Consider the following 21,598-nt stretch of genomic DNA (forward strand, 5'->3'; position numbering starts at 1 on the left):
CGACGCGCTCCGGGGTGGCGCTCGCGCACGGAGCGCGCCAGCGGTAGGCTCGCCCCGTGCTCTCGCCCGACGTCCGCTTCGAGGGGTTCACCGCGACCGACTGGGTTCGCGTGCTGTCGTTGTTCCGGCCCAGGCGCACGGGCATCGACGAGCGCGAGGTCGGCCGGCCGCGCGGTGGCGTCGTCGCGGTCCACGCGGGCGGCAAGCTGAGAAAGCTCGTGCACACGGACGCGGGCCGGCTCCGGATCGACGACGCGCAGCGCGCCGTCCCGCTCTCCGCGGAGGAGCTCGCCACGAGCCACCACGCGAGCTGGGCCGCCGTGCTCGAGGCGGGCGTCCTCGAGGTCATCGTGGAGCGGTTCGGGGCGCGGGTGCGGCGCGGCGACGACCTCATCGGCCAGTCGCTCCTGCTGCTGCAGCTCGCCCGCGAGGAGCTCCTCGCCGGGAGGATCGATCTCTGGCCGGCGAGGCTGCGCGGCGTGCCGATGCCCTCGGCGGGCGTGGTGCGCGGCACGCTGGAGTCGCTCGCCGGGGTCGGCAAGACGGTGGTGATCGGCCTGTTCGAGGGCGGGGAGCTCTGGACGAGCGTCGCGCTCCGCCGCGACGCCCGCGGGATCAACCTGATCCTCGGCCCGGACGAGGTGCGGGAGGACATGGGGCTGCTCGCGGGCGACTGGCGCCGCGACTACCGGCACCTCTCGCGCGCCATCGAGGAGCGGGCAGGGGAGCTCTCGCTCGGCTGCTTCGCGGAGGCGGAGACCATCCGGCAGCTCGAGGTCGACCCGAGCCCGGGCGCCTGGGCCAGGGCCGTGGCGGTGCGCGACGTGATCCTCGCGCCGGTGCCGGCGGCCCTCGCCATCCCGCTCGGGATCGACGCGGGGCGCGCGGCGCTCAGCGCGCTCCGCGCGCTCGTGGAGCGGATCGACCCGATGGGGATCGTGGCGCCAGCGGTGCGGGCGGTGCTCGAGCGGGCCGGGACCGACAGCGACATGGCCGCGATGCTGCCGTTCCACCCGCTGGAGCTCCTCCGCAAGCTGATCAGCCGGGATCGCTGAGCCGGCGCGGCCGCGCCGCAGCGCAGCCCGCGCCGCCAGCGCGGCGGCGCTGCCTGGCTCAGGGGTGCGCGGTGCTCGAGTCGCCGCCCTGGACGGCGGGCGCGAGCTGGAAGCGGCGCTCCTCGCAGGCATACGCCGTCGGGGTCAACTCGATGACGGTGTGCAGCGGGATCGGCAGCGTCGGACACGAGGGCGCGGGGCGATCCACGAGGTAGGCGTAGAGCGCGCGCAGCACCGCCTGGTGGCCGATCACGAGCACGGGCGAGCGCTGGCGCTCGAGCTGGATGATCAGCGGGTCGAGGCGCTGGATGACGTCCTCGTACGATTCGCCGCGCGGGTAGCGGTAGCGAAACTTGTCGGCCGCGCGCGCGTTGAAGACCTCGGGCATCTGCTGGCGGATCTCCTCGTACGTCATGCCCTCGCAGACGCCCGCGTCGATCTCGTCGAGGGCGCGCCAGGCGACGTGGTTCTGCGTCATCGGGCGCGCGGTCTGGATGGTGCGGCGCAGCGTGCTCGTCCAGACGTTGACGTGCTCGTCGCCGGCCCGCTCGCGGATGAACGCGGAGAGGTTCTTCGCGTACTCGTCGCCGCGCGCGCTGAGATCCGAGTCGCCGCCGAGCAGCCCCTTCTCGTTGAACACGCTCTCCCCGTGGCGGGTCAGCCAGATCGGGTGCGGCGTGAGGTGCATGTTCATCAAGAGCGGGACGAGGCGCGCCGGCAGGTAGCCGTGGATGCGGTTCAGCACGACCTGGCGGCCGACGTCGATGATCTTGATGTAGCTCCGCTCGGGCTCGCCGAGCGGCTCGTACGCGCGGGCGTAGTGCGCGATGCGCGCGCGGAAGTCGCGCAGCGCCGCCTCCGGGTCGACGCCCTGGTAGTCCGGCGAGCGGAGCTTCGTCTCGCGGACGTTGGTCTCGATGATCGACTCGTCGTTGCAGATCGACTCGATGAAGACGACCGGGAAGCCGTGCGCCTGGCAGCGCTCGGTGACGAGGTTCCGGCGAGCGCGGGTGCTGTTCGTGGCGTCGTAGATCGCCACCTCGCCGCCGGAGCTGAGCCAGCCGATGAGGTCGTCGAGGGCGGTCATCGCCATGCCGAGGAGCGCCTGGCGTCCCTCGGTGTTGTTGGGGTCGAAGAACTGGTGCGGCTGCGCGGTTCCGAGGTGCGCGCGGCGGTAGTTGCCCACGTTGAAGAGCCGCGTGGGGTGGCCGAGCCACGACAGGTACCGCGCGATCTTGCGGGCGATGGACGTCTTCCCGCGGGCGGGCAAGCCCACCATGGCGAGCACGATCGGCGAGGAGTCGCGCGCGAGCGAGACCATGGGAGCGTTCTAGCCGATGACGGTACGGCCGGCGACGATGACGGAGAGCAGGCGACCGCTGCGCTGTCCGTCGCGCCGGTACGAGAAGAAGCGGGCGGGGTCACACGCGGTGCAGCCCGGGACGTCCTCGACCGAGGTTGCGTCCAGGCCGACCTCGGTGAGCTGGGCCTTGAGGATGCGGCGGACGTCGACGTGCGGGCGCGCGCCGGGCGCCCCGAGGAGGACGGCGGCGGCGCCCGCGCTGGAGCACGCGGCGAGATCGGCGGCGACGTCATCGCCGACCTCGAAGCAGCAGGCCTCGATGTGCGGGCCGATGGCCGCGACGAGATCCGCGCCGGGGCCGGCGAGCGAGCGGAGCGCGCGGGCTGCCTCGACCACGACCCGGCGGACGGTCCCACGCCAGCCGCTGTGGACCGCGGCGACGGCGCCGGTCCGGCGATCGGCGAGGAGGATCGGGGCGCAGTCGGCGCTGCGGACACCGCAGCCGACGCCGGGCACGCGCGAGAGGGTCACGTCCCCGACCTCGCGGACGACGTCGTCGCGAGCCTCCTCACCGGTGAGGACCCGCGCCTCGACGCCATGGACCTGGCTGAGGAAGTAGAGCCGCGCCGCCGGGATGCCGAGGCGCCGCGCGGCGCGCTCCAGGTTCTCCCGGACGGCGGCGGGGTCGTCGCCGAGGGCGACGGCGAAGCTCAGGGTGTCCCACGGGGGGGCGCTGACGCCGCCGCGCCGCGTGAAGAAGGCGTGCGAGAAGCCGGCGGCGGCGAGGAGCGGGCTCTCGAGCGCCTCGGCGGCCCCGGGGTCGTCGATTTTTACGGTCATTTTGGCTCCACGGCGGGATCCGATGCGACGGCTGCTTCGGTCATAGACGATACGGGTGGGTTGCGTGGTATTTTCCGGCTCCACGCATGGCTGCCGGACCGGACCCGAACATCGGTCGAGATCTGCTCGGAGGGCAGTTCCAGATCCTTCAGAAGATCGGCTCCGGCGGCATGGGGTCGGTCTACAAGGCCGCACAGCCGGCGATGAACCGGATGGTGGCGGTGAAGATCCTCCACCCCAAGCTCGCGAACCGGAAGGATCTCGTCTCCCGCTTCCGTCGCGAGGCGCGGGCGATGAGCCACCTCACGCACCCGAACACGGTCAAGGTGCTGCTCTACGGCGAGCTCGAGGACGGCTCGCTGTACATCGTGATGGAGTACCTGGAGGGCAAGAACCTGAACCAGGTGGTCCGCAAGGAAGGACCGCTGCCCGTCGAGCGCGCGATCCCGGTCCTCATCCAGGTCTGCGGCGCCCTGCAGGAGGCGCACATCCAGGGGATCGTGCACCGCGATCTCAAGCCCGAGAACATCTTCCTGTCGACCAACGGCGGGCTGAAGGACTACCCGAAGGTGCTCGACTTCGGCCTCGCGAAGGTGACGGAGCGCGAGCTCAGGCCGGGGTCGGTGATGCTCACGCAGGAGGGCATGGTCTTCGGGACGCCGGAGTTCATGTCGCCCGAGCAAGCGCAGGGCAAGGTGCTCGACGCGCGCAGCGACATCTACTCGCTCGCGACCATCCTGTACGAGGTGCTCACGGGCAAGCTGCCGTTCGAGGCGCGGACGCCCATGGAGTACATCCAGCACCACGTGACGAGGAACCCGATCCCGCTCGATGATCGCGTCCCCGGGAAGCAGTTTCCGCCGGGGCTCAGCGCGGTGCTCGGCAAGGCGCTCGAGAAGCGGCCGGAGGATCGGTTCGAGTCGGCGGCGGAGTTCGCGGACGCGCTCAAGCCGTTCGCGGGCGGCGCGGGCAAGGGCTACACGGCGATGATGCCGAAGAACGCGAACGCGGTGCTCGAGCAAGCGTCGAAACAGCACGCCGCCGCGCTCCAGGCGAACAAGGCGCCCGCGTCGTCCGCGTTCAAGGCGCCGGCGAAGACGGTGAAGATGGTCCAGCAGCCGCCGGCGCCTTCCGTGAGGCCAGCGCCCGCGCCGGCGCCCCTCGCGAAGCAGCCCACCAAGGCGCCGGCCAAGGCGGAGGCGAAGCCGCTGCTCCTCGTCGGCATCGCGGCGGGCTGCCTGATCGCAGGCATCCTGATCACCATCGTGGCCATGCGGCTGTTCCAGGGCTGATCCTCCGCGAGCGCGCCCCGGATCGAGGCGAGCCTCCGCGGGCGTGCTAGCGTCGCCGCGCCGGCGCGCCGGGCGCTCTGGATGCGCATCGCCTGCGCCAGCGTTCACGGGGACGGCGTCATGGCCTCGGAGCAATCACGGAACTCAGGGGGAAACGAGAACGATCCGGTCAGGAAGACCGATGCGCCGGATCGGGCGTCGGAGCCGCTGCGTCAGGCGTCGGATCCGCTGCGTCAGGCATCGGAGCCGCTGCGTCAGGCGTCGGAGCCGCTGCGCCGAGCGTCGGATCCGCTGCGTCAGGCATCGGATCCGCTGCGCCGAGCGTCGGAGCCGCCGGCGCGGCGGTCGGGGCCGCCAGGGCGAGGGAGCGAGCCGCCGGAGCGGATCAGCGGGGCAACGCGGCCGGCGAGCGCGCCGCACCTCGAGGGCGTGCAGCGCCCGCCCAGCCAGCCGGACGGCGCGCCCCCGCAGGAGAGAGGCCCCAGGATCGCGACGTGGGCGAAGCGCATCGGGATCGCGCTCGCGGCGTTGCTCGTCCTCGCCGCCGCCACGATCGCGCTCGTCATCCGGCACTACGAGGCGGATCTCCCCTCGACCCATGAGCTCAAGGACTACCGGCCCCCGCAGGTGACGCGCATCCTCGCGCGCGACGGGACGCGCCTCGGCGAGGTCTTCACCGAGCGGCGCACCGTGGTGCGCATCGGCGAGATCCCGAGCCAGGTGAAGCTGGCCGCGCTCGCCGCCGAAGACGCAGGCTTCTACGAGCACGCAGGGCTGAACTACCTCGGCATGCTCCGCGCCCTGGCGGTGAACCTCCGCTCGACCCGGGCCCGGCAGGGCGCGAGCACCATCACGCAGCAGGTCGTGAAGAACGTCCTGCTCACGCCGGACCGGACCTTCAACCGCAAGGCGCGCGAGATCATCCTCGCCCGCAAGATCGAGCAGGAGCTCACCAAGGACGAGATCCTGGAGCTCTACCTCAACAAGATCTACTTCGGCCACGGCCGCTATGGGGTCGAGGAGGCGAGCCGCTACTACTTCGGGAAGAGCGTGCGCGACGTGACGCTCGCCGAGGCCGCGCTGCTCGTCGCCATCGTGAAGGGGCCGTCGGTGTACTCGCCGCGGGTGAACCTCGAGCGCGCCGTGGGGCGGCGGGACTTCGTGCTCGATCAGATGCAGCGCAAGGCCTTCGCCGACGAGATCCAGGTGGCGCAGGCGAAGCAGGAGCCGGTCGTGCTCGCCGTCGAGACCGAATCGCTCGCCGAGCTCGCGCCCGAGGTGGTCGCCGAGGCGCAGCGCCTGTTGCGTGAGCTCGTCGGGCCCGCCGCGCAGCAGGGCGGCTACACGATCACGACCACGATCGATCCGGCGATGCAGGCGGCGGCGCGCGCCTCCGTCCGCAAGAACCTCGACGCCTACGCGAAGCGGCACAAGCTGCTCGGCCCGCTCGCGCGGAGCAAGAAAGAGCCGCCGGCCTTCGAGGGGACGCCCGCCGGCCACAAGGTCTTCCGGGGGGTCGTGACGGGCGCCGACGACGCCCGAGGGACGCTCTCGGTGCGCGTGGGCACGCTGGAAGGCACGGTCACGCTCCGCGGCGCGCAGCGGTACAACCCGAACGGGCTCCAGCCGAGCAAGTTCGCCGACGTCGACAAGGTGGTGCGCGTCAGCCTGATCGGCCCCGCGCCGGAGCCGGTCGTCGAGGCGGCCGCCGCAGGCCAGGAAGAGGACGAGGACGCCGCCGGAGAGGCAGGGCGCGCCCCGCCTGCGAGCAAACCGGGGAAGCCCGCGGCCCCGGTGCCGCTGCGGCTCGAGCTCGGACCCGAGGGGGCGCTCGTCGCGATCGACGTGCGGACGCGCGAGGTCGTCGCCCTCGTCGGTGGCTACGAGGCGGTGCGCGGTGGGCTCGACCGGGCGACGTTCGCGCGGCGGCAGCCAGGGTCGACGTTCAAGGCGTTCGTCTACGGCTACGGCATCCACGCGCGCACGCTGACGCCGGCGACGATCCTCGACACCGATCCGCTGGCCATCGCCGGGTACAAACCGCAGAACTACGACGAGAGCGAGGGGAAGTCGCCGGCGCGGCTCCGGGAGGCGGCGGCGCACAGCGTGAACGTGGCCGCGGTGTCGGCGCTGTCGCGCGTCGGCGCCTCGAACGTGGCCGCCTTCGCCGGCGCGCTCGGCGTCCAGTCGAAGCTCGGCGCAGACCTGTCGCTCGCCCTCGGCGCTTACGAGGTCACGCCGCGCGAGATGGCCGCCGCGTACGCGAGCATCGCCGCGGGCGGCGTCCACGAGCAGCCGGTCCTGATCACGAAGATCGTCGGGCCCGGCGGGGTGGAGATCCCGCTGCCGCCACGCCCGCCGGGGCACCGCGTGATGGAGGAGGCGGAGGCCTACGTGCTCACGAGCGTGTTGACGTCGGTCGTGCAGAGCGGGACCGCCAAGCAGGCGCGCTCGCTGGGGCGCCCGATCGCCGGCAAGACGGGGACGACGAACCAGTCGAAGGACACCTGGTTCGTGGGCTACTCGACCGACATCGCGTGCGCCGTGTGGACCGGCTACGACGACGCGGCGCCGCTCGGCAACGGCGAGACGGGCGCCATGGCGGCGCTGCCGGCGTTCGTGGATTTCATGAAGCAGGCGCACGCGAAGCGCCCGGCCGCCGATTTCCCGGTGCCGAGCGGCGTCGTGCGCGTGAAGATCGATCCGCTGACGGGTCTCCTCGCGCGCGAGGGGCAGGAAGACGCCATCGAGGAGGTGTTCGTCGCCGGGACGGAGCCGACCGAGGAGGCGCAGATCCCCGAGGCGGACGCGGGCGCGGAGCCGGCGGATGGCGGGGCGCCAGCCGAGCAGCAGGGCAACCCGCCGGCGCCAGGCGAGGGGCCGCGGCCGGTAGAGCCGGGGGCCTCGGCAGCGCCGGTCGAGTCGGAGCACGCGCCGGAGCCGGGCCCGCTGCCGGCCGGCGAGACGGCGCCGCCGCCGTTCTGAGCGGCGCGGGCGTGCGAGCGCTCTGATCGGCGAGGAGCAGAGGCCGAGGCGGAACGAGAGACTTCACTCCGCCCGGCGCTCCAAGCGCTCGGACCGGTCGCCGCCCTACCCGGTGCCAGGCGCCGACATGCCCGCTCGGATCGTGCTGCCGGCGCCGGCGCCGGCCTCGGGGAACGGGCCCATGATCGCCAGCGTGAGGCCGTCCTCCTGCATGTTCACGAAGAGCGCCTTGCCGTCGTGCGAGAAACACACGCCGGAGAGCTCGCTCATGCTCCGCGCGTTGCGCGCGAAATCGAAGATCTGCCCGTCCAGCGTCACGCCTCGAAGGTAGTTCCCGCGATAGCCATCCTCCGCCATGAAGAGCTCTCCCCAGGGGGCGATGGTGATGTTGTCGGGAGCGTCCAGCTCATTCGTGTCCGTCGATTGCGCGATGACCCCGAGCGTGCCGCCATCTCCCTGGGGGACCAGCTGGAAGATCTGCCCGGCTCCGGCCGGGCCGCCGATCGTCGCGCAGATGTACACGACGCCTTGCGATAGGCAGACGCCCTCCCCGCGCCGGAAGATGGCGGCCCCCTTGGCCCGGGCCTCCGTCCTTACCGTGTCGTCGCGCGGGTCGGGCTCGTCGATATCCACCCACGCGATCTCGCGCGGCTCCTCGAGCTCCCAGCCCGAGGTCTCGGCGTTGCGCGCCCCGGCGACGCAGAGCGCCTGGAGCTTGCCCTCGAACGGAGCCGCGGGGTCCGTCGGCTTGAAGCGATAGAAGCAGCTGTCCGGGCGATCCTCGGTCAAGTAAGCGATCATCGTCGTGGGATCGACGACCGCCGCCTCGTGGTGGAAGCGGCCATAGCCGGTCAGGCGGCGCGGGGCCTCCACCCTGGACGCGGTAGCCGCGCAGACGAAGACGTAGCCGTGGCGAGCGTCGACATTCTCTTCGCAGCTGAGCCAGCCCCAGGGGCTCGGTCCGCCCGCGCAGTTCCGGTTGGTGCCAGCGAGCACGAGATTGCTCGAGCGACGCTCGAACGTCGTCGCGTCCAGAACGAGCCTCGTGACGCCGCCCATGCTCTCCGCGTCGTAGGCCTCCGCCGGCGCGCCCTGGCCGGATCGATACGGGCCAATGCCCTTGTCCGTAGGCGAGTTCTCATGATTCCTGAGCAGGACGACGGTGCCGTCTGCCCCAGGAAAACACCCCATGCCGTCCGGCCGGCCGGGAACTCGGTATCCGTCGTCCATCGCGCCGCCGGCGCGCTCGAGGACCCGGTACGTGAAGCCCGCAGGGAGGTCGAGGATGCCCGCGGGATCGGGCACGAGAGGCCCGAACCGGCCGGCTGCCTGCGTTCTCCGCGAGAAGATCAGCGAGAACGGTAGGGTCAGCGTCGCGGCTGCAGCTCCACCGACGCGCAAGAATGAACGCCTCGGGATGCGTCGTCGCATGGGGATGATCTACGTCGGAACACCATCACGCGAAAGGCACGGAAGGCAATTGCCACATGGGCGCCGCGGGGCCGATGCACGAGAGGAACGCAGGGTTGCGCGCAATGAGAGGTCGAGTCGGTAAGCGCGCTGGCCGGGACACACGCCACCTTCGCGGCGTCATCCCACCTGGCCTTCGTCAGCGACGTTACGGGCCAGGACCTTCGAGGACACACGGCCGACGAGCCGCCGCAATACCTGCTTCGCTCCGATCGCGCCGCCAGCGCCCACCGCGAAGACGAGAGGCGCCGCGGCGCCGCCGGTCACAGCGACGAGGCCCGCCGCGAGCAGCACGCCGGCGCCGGTCGCCACCGCGCCTGTCGAGGCCTCCTGCGCCGCGTGCGCGAGCGCTTCCTTCTTCGTCATCTCGCCTCGCTGGTAGGCCGTGACGCCCTCGTAGGCACCGAAGGCGCCGTCGATCACGAACCCGATACCGGCCGCCTTGCCCGCGCCCTTCAGGACCTCCCGGCCCGCGGCCCTCATGGCCTCTCGGGCCAGCCCCTTCGCGACCGCGGCCGAGACGCCGTCGGTGAGCGCCGCCTGGCCCGCGTACCGCCCTGCTGCCTGCGCGACGATCGCGGCGGCCTGCGTTCCGCCCTGATCCGCGATGATCTTCGCCGTCGTCTGCGCGCCCTGCGAGAGCCCGGGCGCGAGCGCGTCCACGACCGCCGTGGTGTTCTCGACCATCACGCGCCGCAGGCCCTCCCGCGCGCCCTCGTCGAGGAGCCTCTTGCCCGCCGCCGAGAACAGCGCCTCCGCCGCCCCGCGGACGGCGACCGCGCCGCTCCCTGCAATCGAACCAAGGATCCTGTTTCGCTGTGAGCTCATCTCGACCTCCCCGCCTCGCGCGCCCTCGCCTCGATCATGGGGTAGCGCCCGGGTGCGGAAAGACAAGCTCAGCGACCCGCGCTCCCACGCTGTCACGTCACGGCGCCGGTCGCGCCCGATCGCCGGACCTCAGAACCTCACGAGCAGGCGCGAGCCGAGGCCGCCCGGGGCTGGCGTGAGGACGAGCTCCGCCGCCGGTTTGCCAGGGGCCGGCGACGTGGGCTCGGAAGGGCTCAGCAAGAGCAGCGTGACGCCGGCGCCTATCCCGACCAGGCCGACGCCGGCGAAGACGCCGGCGAGCGTCGAGGCCGTCTTGCCCGTGTCGTAGTCGCCCTGGAGCGACGGCGGGCACTCGTAGGCGCCTCCGCCGGCAGGGGCGCACCCCTCCTCGACCGCGGACAGCGCGCCGGCGCGCACGGCCAGCGCCACGACGGTCGCGATCGCGCCCGCGCCGCCGACGCCGAGCGCGACGTAGCCGCCCATGCGAATGCCGCTGGGCGGCGTGCCGGAGGCGCTCGGCGCGGAGAGCGCGTCGCGCGCCGGGAGCGGTGCGGGCACGGTCAGCGTCACGACCTGACGGGCGCCAGGCGTGAGCTCGGCGCGCTCCGCGATGGGCGCGGCGCCGCCGTAGAACAGCTCGACCGTGTGGGCGCCAAGATCGCGCTCGAGCTCGACGCCGAGGAGCCTCGGGTCGAGGGGCTTGCCATCCAGCACCACCTGGACCGGCGGCCGCCCCTCGGCGCCTTTCAGCCGGACGGTCAGCGTCCCGACCTTGCTGCCGAGCGCCCGGTAGCGGGCCTCGGCGTCATCGCTCCACCCGGCGTACTTCGCCTCGTTGGACTGGAGCGCGGCGCGCCGGAGATCCCACCAGTCTCGCCTCGCCGAGGCATAGCGGCCGAGCTCCTCCTCGCACTCGGCGATGTTCCGGAGCGCGCCGAGCCCCTCGGGGTAGATCTCCAGCGCGCTCCGGAAGGCGATGACCGCCTGCTCGCACTGTCCGGCGCTCCGCAGCTCGCGGCCCCGGGCGAACAGCGTCTTCGCGTCCTCCTCGGCCCCGATGGCGAGCGCGCGCGCCGGCGCCGCCGCGAGCAAGGCGACGCTGCAGAGCGTGATGAGCCGTCGCTCAAAAGGTCTCACTCTTGTCGATCTCCTTGCGGCGCCGGGGCACCGTGGGCGCGGCGGTCGCCGTCGCGCGCGGGGCGGCCTTGTCACTCCCGGAGCGGCGCTGGGACGAGCGCGGCTGCGCAGGCGTTGCGGAGGCCGGCGGCGCGGGCGCTGCTGCGGAAGCAGGCGGCGCAGGCGCCGCTGCGGAGGCCGGCGGCTCCGCCGCGGTGGGCTGCTGCGGCGGGGGCGGCGAGCGCAGCGCGACCGCCTGGAGCGCGCCCCGCACGCCGGGGGCCATGAGCCGCGCCGGCTGCTCCAGGCGCGGCCGATCGAGCAGGCGCGCCGCCAGCGCGGCGGTCCCCGCGAGCACGCTCAGGCAGGCCAGCGCCACGGCGGTCGCCACTCGAGGCCGCCGCGGCGGCGCGACCTCCGCGGGCTGCTCGGGCGGCGGCGCCGAGAGCGCGGCGTGGTAGGCCCCGACCATCTCGCGGATCGAGGCGAACCGCTGCGCCGGCCCCTTCGCGAGGGCGCGCGAGAACCAGGCGTCGAGCCCCGGGGGAAGCGACCGCCGGACCTCCGTGGCGGGCTCGAAATCGCGGGTGCTGACCGCCACGATGATCTCCGCGATGCTGTTGCCGTGAAAAGGCGTCCAGTCCGTCAGCAGCTCGTAGGTCAGCACGCCGAGCGCCCAGACATCGGCCCGCGCGTCGACCGCGAGCGGCGAGGCGAGCTGCTCCGGGCTCATGTAGTTCGGCGAGCCCAGCATGACGTCGGCCTCCGTCTCCTGCGGCCGATCCAGGCCTAGATCGCCGTGCAGCGCCTTGGCGATGCCGAAATCGGCGACCTTCACCGTCAGCTCCGCGCCGGGCGTGTCGACGAGCATCACGTTCGAAGGCTTCAGGTCGCGGTGCACGATGCCCATGTCGTGCGCCACGGTGAGCGCGTCCCCGATCTGATCAAGGATGTCCCCGAAGCGCACCGGATCGATCGGCCCCTTCTGGCGCACCTCCGTGAACAGCGTTCGCCCCGGGATGTACTCCATCACCAGGTAAGGGATGTCGTCGTGAACCCCCGCGTCGTGGACGGCGACGATATGCCGCGTGCGCGCGCTTAAGCGGGCCGAGATCTGGGCCTCGAACCGGAACCTCTCCAGGACGGTGCGGCTCCGCTCCGCGTCGCCGGTCAGCGAGGCGCTGAGGAACTTCACGGCGAGCTCGGTCTTGAGCGTGACGTGCACGGCGAGCCAGACCTCGGCCATGCCCCCGCGCCCGAGCGGTCGTACCAGCCGGTATTTGCCGTCGACGACCTCGTCGGGGGTGTGCTGCCAGATATCCGACTCGTCGGCGCCGGCGTGACGAGCCGCCGCGCTCGGGCTGATCCGCACGGTCGGCGGTATGCGGGGCGTGGCGGCGTCCACGCCCGAAGGATAGTGGATGCTGCGCGCGGGACTGGCACTTTTCGACAGCCTTCGCCGCCGTCGCCCGCTGGCCAGCGCGGGATGGCGGCCGCCGACAGCCGCGAGCGCGGCCGTTTCACTCGGCGGCGTCGGCGAAGAACTCCACAGGCGGCGCGTCGATCGGCAGGGCCGCCCGCGAGGCCGCGCTGCCCACGCCGCGGTCGAGGGCGTCGCAGAGGAGCGCGCCGACGCCGGGGACGACGTTGGCGATCGCCTCGTCGGCCTCGCGCGGGTTCAACCACCAGAACGGGTTCAGCAGCCGGCGGAGGTCGCGGAAGGAGCGTGCAGGACGGCTGACCTCCACCGTGAAGGCGAGCGTTCCCAGGTTGGCGTCGAGCCAGTCGTCCATGTCGCCGACCGTGGGGTACCAGTGCGCCGCCTGGCGCACCTCGTACTGCTCGTGCGGCAGAGCCCGGCAGAAGGCATCGCCGAGCGCCCGGTACAGCGGCTCGCGCGGGTTGGGCACGTCGGTGTGCGCCCACGGGTAGAGCAGGAAGTTGCCGCAGCTGTGAAAGCCGATCGCGAGCGCAGGCCGCGTCTCCAGCGCGACGTCGCGCAGGGCGCGCGACTCGGGCTCCGAGAATGCGTGAGGCCCCGTGTAGTGCGGCGACCACCGGAGCCGCGAGCCCGCGAACGGGTGCAGCGGCCGCGACGAGGACAGCGGCGCGAAATTCCGGTTCAGATCCACGCCGCGGGCGTTGCAGCGCTGCGACGCTCGCCGGTCGCCGCGGAGGCGCTCCAGGTTGTCGGCGAACGCGTCGGGGTTGACGACCGGCACCACGACGAGCCGCGCCCGCGCCGCCACGCCCGCTCGTCCGCTCGCCAGGATCGACCGGACCGCATCGAGCAGCGCGAGCCCGCCGATCACCTCGACCCCGTGCATGAGCGACGTCAGCAGGAACGTCGGACCCAGCGGATTGCCGAAGTCGTAGCGCCGCAATGGTCTTCCGTTTGCGGACGTCCCGATCGCTATTTCCCGTCCGCCGTAGGTGCGCGCGAGGCGCGCCCAGGCATCATCGAGCTGCGGGAGATCGGCGTAGCGGCCACAGAGATCGGGCGAGCGTGTCATCCCAGTGTCTCTTATGTGACACCGGAATGGCGGCGGACGCCAGCGGATTGAGCGGTTCGACCTGCCGCGCGGCGTGGCTGGACTTTTTCGCTTCGGTCATGCGGGCGGTGTGCGCCTTGCTCGCCGCCGTCCTCGTCCCGTTCCCGTTCGCTTGCCCTTTCCCTTTCCCTTTCCCTTTCCCTTAACGATTCCGAGCGCTCCTGCTCCCGCGCCCTTCACCTTTCCCTCGCCGTCCACGATTCCACGATTCCACGATTCACGTCATCCGCGCGGCAGGTCGCCCTTTCGCGTCGCGAGGAGGGCCAGGCCTTCGAAGAGCAGGTGAGCGCCGAGGTGGAGGGTGATGTCGGCATGATCCAGCGCGGGGCATACCTCGACGAGATCCATGCCCACCAGGTTGATCCCCGCGAGGCCGCTGAGCAGCTGGATTGCCTCGCGTGAGGTGAGACCGCCGGGCACGGGCGTGCCGGTGCCCGGGGCATAGGCCGGGTCGATGCCGTCGATATCGAAGGAGATGTAGACGGGCGACTCGCCCGCGGCTGCCCTGATGGCGGCGGCGATCGCGCGAGCGCCGTCGCGGTCGATCCGATCCATGCCGTACAGGGTCGCCCCGGCGTGCGCCGCGAAGGCGCCTTCCTCCGGGTGGCCCCACGTGGCGCGGATGCCGATCTGGTGGAGCGCGCTCCGCCCGATCAGCCCCTCTTCGATCGCGTTGCGGAACGGCGTGCCGTGGTGGAACGGCTCGCCCCACACCTCCGAGGTGCTCGTGTCGAGGTGCGCGTCGACGTGGACGACCGTGACGGGGCCGTGGCGCCGCGACAGCGCGCGGAGCACCGGGAGCGCGATGGAGTGGTCGCCGCCGACGACGAACGGGACCGCGCCGGCCGCGAGCACCTCGTCGACCGAGGCCTGGATCAGCTCACGCACGGAGTCGGCGTGAAACGGGGGAAAGGGCACATTGCCCCCGTCGAGCACGTTGATCGCACGGAACACGTCGATGCCGTGGCCGGGGTGATACGACTGCACGAGCGCGCTCACGCGGCGCAGCTCGTAGGGGGCGAACCGTGTGCCCGGGCGGTACGTGACGCTCCCGTCCCACGGGACGCCGAGGAGCACGGCGTCGGCGCCGGAATAGGCGGACGCGCCAGCCTCGTGGAATCCCGCGGTCGGGAGGCGAAAGAACGGAGTCTGCCCGTGCCGCAGGTACGCGGCTGCTCGTTGTTGAGACATGAGATCTCCTACAGGCTCAAGAGGTCCAGGATCACGGCGCGGGCGCGGTCCGCGAGATCCGCCGGGCCGCCGTGGTCGCCGAGCGGCGGGCCGAAGGCGACGCGGGCGCTCGCCTCTCGGCGGCTGGAGAAGCGGAGGAAATGGGGGAGGAAGGTGTCGTCGCCCGCCCAGCAGAGCTCCGGATCATCGTAGGTGATGGCCGCGGGCACGATGGGGACACCCGCGATCCGGGCGACGCCGAAGATGCCTTTCCGGAAGGGGAGGACCTTCTCTCCGCGAGTCGTCGAGCCCTCCGGGAAATTCAGCACCGGGACGCCATGGCGCAGGGCCCGGAGCGCGCTCCGGAGCACGCGCGCCCCGCTCGCCGGGCGCTGCCGATCGACGAGCAGCACGCCGAGATCGCGCGCGCGATCGCCGATGATCGGCCAGCTGCCGATCTCCTGCTTCGCGATGGCGGTGCAGGGTGTGAGCGACGCGAGGAGGATCGGATCGAGGTAGCTGACGTGGTTGGCCACGACCACGAACGGCGACGCAGGGAGCGCGCCGGTCACGCGGACGCGCAGGGAGTGCAGCGCGCACAGGTCCCGGGCGATACCGTGAAGGAGGCGCGCCCTCTCGCGGTGGCGCGAGGCGGGCAGCGTGGGCAGCAGGCTGGTCCGGAACATGGTGTCGAGCGCGAGCCCCATCACGCCGGAGACCCGGCTGGCGATGGAGAGCGCCTCGGTCCAGGGCCGGTCGCCCGCCGCCGGCGCGCGGCGGCCGTGGTCGAGCGGAGCGGTGGTCGTCATGGTCTCTCGGCCTCAGGCCACCGCGGCGATGCCGCCGCTCTCCGCCGCGCGCGGCTCCTTCGCGTCGCCCTGGCGATCGACGAGCCCCACCTTCTCGAAGCGGGCCCGGAGGGCCATGAACGCGTCGCGATCGATGCGCGAGATGATGCGCGGGTGTCCGGTTCCATAGAAATCGGGGCGGACCTCGATCTCCTTGGCGCCGAGCATGGCGTGGAGCGCCCGCGCGGCGTGGTTGTCCTCCTCGACGGTGAACCAGCACGACTCCGCCCATCCAAGGATCGACCCGACGAACGCGCGGAGCAGCGTGTGCGTGGCGCGGGAGCCCTGATACTCGGGCAGGACGGCGAGGGTCGTGCAGTAGACCTCCTTGCCGCGGGTGAAGGAGAGCAGGTAGCCCGCGGGCTTCCCCGCGGCCTCGACCAGGAAGCAAGAGTCCTTGAAGAAGTCGCAGCAAAGACGGATGTAATACCGCCCGAGCTCCCCTTCGCCCGCGCCGCCGAAGAGGGTCGACTCCAGTTCCATCAGAGTTGAAAAGTCATCGCTTCGGAGCGTGCGCGCCACATAACGGCTCATTGTTGCGCCTCCTTATTCTAATTGAATCGTCGTTGTGGGCGCAGCATGCCGGGACTCCGTGGAGAACACGTCACAGGACCCCCGAGGTTGAGAGACACGTCGGGGGCGATGGCGCGTCAAGATCGCTGGAGAATCGCGTACGGAAGGTGCCAGGACGGCAATCTCATCGTGGCCTGAGGCGCTCTGCCGTTGTGGACGGGAGTGCGAGCGCGAGGCGGGCGGCCGCGCGGGCGGCGTCGAGGAGCTCGGCGAGGCGCGACGTCGTGCGCCAGCCGCCCGTCATTCCGGTCCAGTACTTCATGGGCGTGAAGATGTTGCCGTCGGTGCGCGGCGCCGCGCGGTGGAGGAACGTTGCGCGCATCACGTACGCGGCGAGAGCTTGCTCGGAGAGGCGCGCGAGGGCGACAATCGCCGCGGTGGCGATGTGGCCTGCGGAGCCGACGTACACTTCGCGCCTCGGCCGTTCGGCGAGGGAGACCATGGCCGCCGCGGCCCGCTGGACGTCGGCGATCGGCGGGATCGGCTGGACGGCGCGGCAGGTGGTATTGCCGGCGTGCTGGTAGATCGGGGTGTCGATCGTCGTGGGCAGGAGCGTGCAGACGTGGATGCCCGGGGTGCTGGCGAGCTCCTGCCTCAGGCAGGAGGCGAGGCCGAGGATGCCGAATTTGGAGATCACATAGGCGCTCATCATCGGCGCGCCGAATTTGCCGAGCACGGAGGCGTTGTTGATGAGCACGCCCCCGCCCTGCGCGCGAAAATAGGGCAGCGCGGCCCGCGCCCCGTGCAGGTACCCGAACAGGTTCGTCTCGATGACCTGGCGGTAGGTCTCATAGGGCGCCTCGTCCGCGCGCGCATAGAGGAACACGGCGGCGTTGTTCACCCAGACGTCGATCCTGCCGAACACCTCGACGGCGGCGCGGGCGAGCGCCCTGACGGCGTGCTCGTCCCTCACGTCCGTCGGGACGGCGAGCGCCCTCGCGCCGACGCTGGCGCACTCGGCGGCGACCTCCTCGAGGGCCGCCTCGTTCCGAGCGGCGATGACGACCCGCGCGCCGCGCTTCGCGAACGCGAGCGCCGCCGCCCTGCCGATGCCCGAAGATGCCCCGGTGATAACGACCACCGCGTCGCGAATGCACTTCCGCATGACTGGCCCCCTCCCGCGCGGTCGGCCTCTCGCCGAGAGGAGAGCAAGGCGCGGGCCATCAGGGCCCAGGGGCTGTGTCGGACGTGGCCACGGAGCTCGATAGAAACGGCGAGCGTGGTGGATGGATGAAGAATTTAAAACGCAAAGGCGCAAAGGCGCAAAGACGCAAGGGAGAGAGAAAGAGTTGTTTCTTCTTCTCCTTGCGCCTTTGCGCCCTTGCGCCTTTGCGTTTTTTTCTTCTCTCTCTTCAGCCGTAGAAGGGCTTCCCGGTCCTCGCCGCCTCGGCGAGCGCCGGGGCGGGCGTCCAGCGCTTGCCGAAGCGGCGCTCGTAGATCTCGATGCGGCGGAGCACCTCCGCGGCGCCGAGGCTGTCGACGTAGCGGAACGGCCCGCCGCGGAACGGCGGGAAGCCCAGGCCGAAGATCGCGCCGACGTCGCCGTCGCGCGGGCTCCGGAGGATCCCCTCGCCGAGACAGTGCAGCGCCTCGTTCACGAGCTGGAGCGAGCAACGCAGCTGGATCTCCTCGATCGGCACCGGCGGGCTGTCCTTCGCCCTCGGCACCGGCAGCCCGAGCACGCCATAGACGCTCTCGTCGGCGTGCTTCCCCTTGCCCTTCTTCTTCGCCGCCGCGCCGTACAGGTACATCCCGCGCTCGTTCTTGCGGCCCCTCCGGTCGTCGGAGACCAGCCTGGCCATCGTGGGAGGCGGCGCGAGGCGGTCGCCGAACGCCTCGAGCATGATCGGGCCGACGTGCGCCGCCACGTCGATGCCCACCTCGTCGAGCAGCGCGAGCGGGCCGACCGGCCAGCCCCACGCGACGAGCGCCGCGTCGACCTGCTCGATCGCGGCCCCCTCGGCGAGCAGCCAGCTCGCCTCGTTCATGTACGGCCCGAGGATGCGGCTCGTATAGAAGCCGACTCCATCGTTCACGACGATGACCGTCTTGCCCTGGCGCTTGCCGATCGCCACCGCCGTCGCGACCACCTCGGGAGACGTCGCCTCGGTCCGGATGACCTCGAGCAACGGCATCTTGTGCACCGGGCTGAAGTAGTGCATCCCGACCACGTTCTCCGGCCGCTTCGACGCGGCCGCGATCCGGGAGATCGGGATCGACGACGTGTTCGACGCGAAGATCACCCCGTCCTTGCCGTGCTGCTCGACGTCCCGCAGGACCGCGTGCTTCACCGTGAGTTCCTCGAACACCGCCTCGATCACGAGATCGGCGCTCCGGAGGCCCGAGCCGTCCGTCGTCGCGGTGAGCAGCGCCAGCTTCTCGTCGCGCTCGAGCGGGGTGAGCTGCTTCTTCTTCACCCGCTCGCCGAGGATGTCGGCCACGTACTTGAGCCCGCGGCCGATCGACGCGTCGTCGCGGTCCCGGAGCCGCACGGGGATGCCGGCGTTCAGGCTGACATAGGCGATGCCGGCGCCCATCAGGCCGGCGCCGATCATCGCGATCTTCTCGACCTTCCTGGGCTGCACGGCGGGGTCGTCCACGCCGGTGTCCTTCTTCATCGCGTTCGTTGCGAAGAAGAGCTCCATCAGCCGGTGCGCCGTGCTCGACGCGACGAGCTCGCCGAACGCGCGCGCCTCGACCTCCTTCGACGCCTCGAAGCCCTTCTCTGCGTAGGTCCGCAGCACGTCGATGATCCGCTCGGGCGCCGGGTAGTGCCCGCCGGTCTTCTTGCGCGTCTGCCGCGCTGCTTGCTGGAAGAGCAGGGCACGGCCGATCGGGTTCCGCTCGAGGGCCGCGCGGGTGAGCGCGGCGGAGTCGAGCTTCGGCGCGCTCCCACGCTTGAGCCGGAACGGCGGGCTGCCTTCGACACGCGCGAGCTTGAGCGCGAGCGCCGCGGCCGTCTCCCTCAGGATGGCCGCGGGGACGACGTCGTCGGCGACGCCGAGCTGCCGCGCCTTCGAGGGGCGCATGTTCTTGCCGGTGAGGCCGTGGTCGAGCGCGGCCTGGAGGCCGGCGCGCTCCGCGAGCCGCTGGAGCCCGTTGATCCCGGGGAGCAGGCCGAGCTGCACCTCGGGCAGGCCGAGCACCGTCTTCCGGTCGTCGCTCAGCACCCGGGCGTGGCAGGCGAGCGCCACCTCGAGGCCGCCGCCGAGCGCGGCGCCGTGGACCGCGGCGACGATCGGCTTCGGCGAGCGCACGATCCGCAGGATCGCCTCGTGGCCGGCCCGGCACATCGCCTCGGCCTGGGCCGCCGTGGCGACGCTCTTCAGCATCTCGATGTCGGCGCCCGCGATCCAGGTGTCGGCCTTGCCGGACACGAGGATCGCCGCCTTGATGAGCGGGTTGCTCGCGATCTGGCCCGCGATCCGCTCGAGATCGCCGGTGAACGTGGGCTTCAGCGTGTTGACCGCCTCGCCCGGGACATCGTAGGTGACGACGGCCACGCCGTCGGGGCGCACCTCGAGGGAGAGCGGGCTCGCGGCCGCGGGGGCCGGCGTGGCGGCGGCGGATGTCGTCGTCATGCGGCCTCCAGGACGACGGCAGCGCCGAGGCCGCCCGCCGCGCAGACGGTGAGGAGCGCGTGATGCCCGCCGCGCTTCTTGAGCTCGCGGAGCGTGGAGAGCACCATGCGTCCCCCCGTCGCGGCGAAGGGGTGGCCGAGCGCGATCGAGCCGCCGTTGACGTTGAGCTTCTCCGGATCGATCTCGCCGACGGGGGCGGACCGGCCGAGCTTCTCCGCGGCGAACGACGGCGACGCGAGCGCCTTCAGGTTGGACGCGACCTGGGCGGCGAAGGCCTCGTGCATGTCGACGAGATCCATGTCGGCGAGCGAGAGGCCGGCGCGCTCGAGCGCCCGCGGCACGGCGAGCACCGGGGCCATCAGGAGCTGCCAGCCAGGGTCGACCGCCGCGTAGGACCACGACTTGACGTACCCGAGCGGCTGGTAGCCGAGCGCCTTGGCCTTGCCCTCGCGCATCAGCAGCAGGGCGCTCGCCCCGTCGGTGAGCGGGGACGCGTTGCCTGCGGTGATCGTGCCGTGCCGCCGATCGAAGGCCGGCGACAGCTTCGCGTAGGCGTCGAGGGTCGAGTCGTCCCGGACCACGTTGTCGCGCTCGACCGGCTTGTCGTAAGGCGGGGGGATCACGTGCATGACCTCGGCGGCATACGTGCCGTCGCGCCAGGCGCGCGCGGCGTTCGTGTGCGAGCGGTGGGCGATCGCGTCCTGCTCGGCGCGCGAGATGCCGTTCTGCTTCGCCATCTTCTCGGCGGCCTCGCCCATCTGCTCGCCCGTGGTCGGCTCGCGCGAGAAGCCCGGGATCGGGGGCACGAGGTCCTTCAGCGAGAGGCGGGAGACGATCTCCAGCCGGGCGCCGAGCGTCCTGGCCTTCTGGAAGTCGGTCAGCGCGGAGGCGAGCTTCCGGGAGACGCCGAGCGGCACGTCGCTCATGCTGTCGGCGCCGCCGACAAGGGCGACGTGGTGCTGGCCAGCGAGCATCGCCTCGGCGGCGCTCGTCATGGCCTGGAGCGACGTCGCACACGCGCGCGAGACGCTGAAGGCGTCGATGTCCTTGGGCAGGCCGGTGCGCAGCACGACCTCGCGCGCGATGTTGAGCCAGTCGAGCGTCGGCACCACCTGGCCGTAGACGACCAGCGTGACGTCGCGCGGGGTCACCTCGCTCCTCTGGAGGAGCTCCTTGACCACCGTGGCGGCGAGATCGACGGTGCGCAGCGCCTTGAGCGCCGTCCCCGCCTTGGTGAACGGCGTGCGCAGCCCGGCAACGACCGCCACCCGGTCCTTGCCGCCCTTCCCATTCTTGGCTGAAGCCATGTCGACTCCTCTGCTGCCGGAGAGCCCATCGCGAGCCCGCCCCGCGCGCCCCGCGCAGCCCCCCGGATCCCGGCGTGCCAGCGCACACCGGTTGGGGTAATTCCCTTAGGTGCGCTAACGCGGCGTGTCAACCGCAGGCGGCGAGGGCGTCGCAGGCGGCGAGGCGCTCCACGAGAAAGCGAGCTGGGAGGAAGGACGGTTGGGACAGCCTGGGCGCTAATTTGGCCCACGGCTGAGCTTGCCGATAGCGTGGTTGGCCATGCGGAAACTCATTCTATGCAGTGCGTTGCTCTGCGGCGCTCCGGCGCTCGCTGGGTGTGCGACGTTTGCAAGCGACTCGGCGCCGGCGGCGCCGGGTTACGTGTATGTGGCCGGTCACAAGAACAACCAGCCTGCGATGTGGATGTGCCCTGACGCGCCGGGCAAGGCGGAGTGCACCGAGGTCGAGGTAACGACGGAGGCGGCCGAATGAAGCGTTCTTTGATTTTCGGGCTCCTGCTCGCGAGCCTCGGGGCGATCGGCTGTCAGGGGAGCTACACGAGCATCCGGCAGATCGACGGGACGCGGTACCACGTCACGCGCACGAAGCAGGGCTTCTTCAACGCGTACGGCACCGTGTTCGACTGCCAGGCCAAGGGCGACGCGATGACGTGCGTCGAGATCAGCGATCTGTGAGCT

The 21,598-nt window shown here is 71.7% G+C and carries 18 protein-coding genes; 5 read left to right on the plus strand and 13 right to left on the minus strand.

What is annotated here, in order from left to right; genetic code table 11:
* The first annotated feature begins 56 nt into the window (after nt 1-56).
* Complete coding sequence (locus WME79_RS00185; RefSeq protein ID WP_437530735.1) at nt 57-1,055, plus strand: hypothetical protein; 999 nt, start codon at nt 57-59, stop codon at nt 1,053-1,055.
* 58 nt (nt 1,056-1,113) lie between these two features.
* On the opposite strand, the gene WME79_RS00190 is transcribed toward WME79_RS00185, so the two are convergent.
* Both WME79_RS00190 and pgeF read right to left on the minus strand, forming a co-directional pair.
* Complete coding sequence (locus WME79_RS00190) at nt 1,114-2,376, minus strand: bifunctional nucleoside/nucleotide kinase/histidine phosphatase family protein (protein ID WP_272097082.1); 1,263 nt, start codon at nt 2,374-2,376, stop codon at nt 1,114-1,116.
* Nucleotides 2,377-2,385: 9 nt separating this feature from the next.
* On the minus strand, nt 2,386-3,198 hold the full coding sequence (gene pgeF / locus WME79_RS00195; protein WP_437530738.1) for a peptidoglycan editing factor PgeF: 813 nt from the start codon (nt 3,196-3,198) through the stop codon (nt 2,386-2,388).
* A gap of 86 nt (nt 3,199-3,284) precedes the next feature.
* Between pgeF and WME79_RS00200 the strand changes: the two genes are divergently transcribed.
* Nucleotides 3,285-4,490, plus strand: coding sequence for a serine/threonine-protein kinase (locus WME79_RS00200; RefSeq protein WP_437530741.1), 1,206 nt, complete (start codon nt 3,285-3,287; stop codon nt 4,488-4,490).
* Nucleotides 4,491-4,919: 429 nt separating this feature from the next.
* A complete protein-coding gene (locus WME79_RS00205) occupies nt 4,920-7,475 on the plus strand; it encodes a PBP1A family penicillin-binding protein (protein ID WP_437530743.1) in 2,556 nt (851 codons plus the stop codon).
* 105 nt (nt 7,476-7,580) lie between these two features.
* Here WME79_RS00205 and WME79_RS00210 read toward each other — a convergent pair whose 3' ends face one another.
* From WME79_RS00210 to fadI, 11 genes are all read right to left on the minus strand, one after another.
* The gene (locus WME79_RS00210; RefSeq protein ID WP_437530746.1) at nt 7,581-8,906 is read right to left on the minus strand and encodes an alkaline phosphatase PhoX; all 1,326 of its coding nucleotides are present in this window, start codon (nt 8,904-8,906) and stop codon (nt 7,581-7,583) included.
* Nucleotides 8,907-9,065: 159 nt separating this feature from the next.
* The gene (locus tag WME79_RS00215; protein WP_437530749.1) at nt 9,066-9,773 is read right to left on the minus strand and encodes a hypothetical protein; all 708 of its coding nucleotides are present in this window, start codon (nt 9,771-9,773) and stop codon (nt 9,066-9,068) included.
* 129 nt (nt 9,774-9,902) lie between these two features.
* On the minus strand, nt 9,903-10,910 hold the full coding sequence (locus WME79_RS00220) for a tetratricopeptide repeat protein (protein WP_437530752.1): 1,008 nt from the start codon (nt 10,908-10,910) through the stop codon (nt 9,903-9,905).
* Nucleotides 10,897-12,294: a serine/threonine-protein kinase gene (locus WME79_RS00225; RefSeq protein WP_437530755.1), complete on the minus strand. Its 1,398-nt coding sequence runs from the start codon at nt 12,292-12,294 to the stop codon at nt 10,897-10,899. The genes WME79_RS00220 and WME79_RS00225 overlap by 14 nt, the downstream gene beginning before the upstream one ends.
* A gap of 115 nt (nt 12,295-12,409) precedes the next feature.
* Complete coding sequence (locus WME79_RS00230; RefSeq protein WP_437530758.1) at nt 12,410-13,402, minus strand: M14 family metallopeptidase; 993 nt, start codon at nt 13,400-13,402, stop codon at nt 12,410-12,412.
* Nucleotides 13,403-13,663: 261 nt separating this feature from the next.
* Nucleotides 13,664-14,632 carry an agmatinase gene (gene speB / locus WME79_RS00235; RefSeq protein WP_437530760.1) on the minus strand — a complete coding sequence of 323 codons (969 nt, stop codon included), beginning with the start codon at nt 14,630-14,632 and terminating at the stop codon, nt 13,664-13,666.
* Between the two features lie 8 nt (nt 14,633-14,640).
* Complete coding sequence (locus tag WME79_RS00240) at nt 14,641-15,420, minus strand: lysophospholipid acyltransferase family protein (RefSeq protein ID WP_437530763.1); 780 nt, start codon at nt 15,418-15,420, stop codon at nt 14,641-14,643.
* A 12-nt stretch (nt 15,421-15,432) separates the two neighbouring features.
* A complete protein-coding gene (locus tag WME79_RS00245) occupies nt 15,433-15,993 on the minus strand; it encodes a GNAT family N-acetyltransferase (protein WP_437530766.1) in 561 nt (186 codons plus the stop codon).
* Between the two features lie 163 nt (nt 15,994-16,156).
* Nucleotides 16,157-17,137 carry an SDR family oxidoreductase gene (locus tag WME79_RS00250; RefSeq protein ID WP_437530768.1) on the minus strand — a complete coding sequence of 327 codons (981 nt, stop codon included), beginning with the start codon at nt 17,135-17,137 and terminating at the stop codon, nt 16,157-16,159.
* A 247-nt stretch (nt 17,138-17,384) separates the two neighbouring features.
* The gene (gene fadJ, locus WME79_RS00255; RefSeq protein ID WP_437530771.1) at nt 17,385-19,613 is read right to left on the minus strand and encodes a fatty acid oxidation complex subunit alpha FadJ; all 2,229 of its coding nucleotides are present in this window, start codon (nt 19,611-19,613) and stop codon (nt 17,385-17,387) included.
* Nucleotides 19,610-20,920 carry an acetyl-CoA C-acyltransferase FadI gene (gene fadI / locus WME79_RS00260; RefSeq protein ID WP_437530774.1) on the minus strand — a complete coding sequence of 437 codons (1,311 nt, stop codon included), beginning with the start codon at nt 20,918-20,920 and terminating at the stop codon, nt 19,610-19,612. Before fadI ends, fadJ begins: the two co-directional genes overlap by 4 nt.
* A 259-nt stretch (nt 20,921-21,179) precedes the next feature.
* Between fadI and WME79_RS00265 the strand changes: the two genes are divergently transcribed.
* Both WME79_RS00265 and WME79_RS00270 read left to right on the plus strand, forming a co-directional pair.
* Nucleotides 21,180-21,392, plus strand: coding sequence for a hypothetical protein (locus tag WME79_RS00265; protein WP_437530776.1), 213 nt, complete (start codon nt 21,180-21,182; stop codon nt 21,390-21,392).
* Nucleotides 21,389-21,595, plus strand: a complete 207-nt coding sequence (locus WME79_RS00270; RefSeq protein WP_437530778.1) for a hypothetical protein — start codon at nt 21,389-21,391, stop codon at nt 21,593-21,595. The genes WME79_RS00265 and WME79_RS00270 overlap by 4 nt, the downstream gene beginning before the upstream one ends.
* Nucleotides 21,596-21,598: the final 3 nt, after the last annotated feature.

Source organism: Sorangium sp. So ce726 (assembly GCF_051521405.1).
Classification (GTDB): Bacteria; Myxococcota_A; Polyangia; order Polyangiales; family Polyangiaceae; genus Sorangium.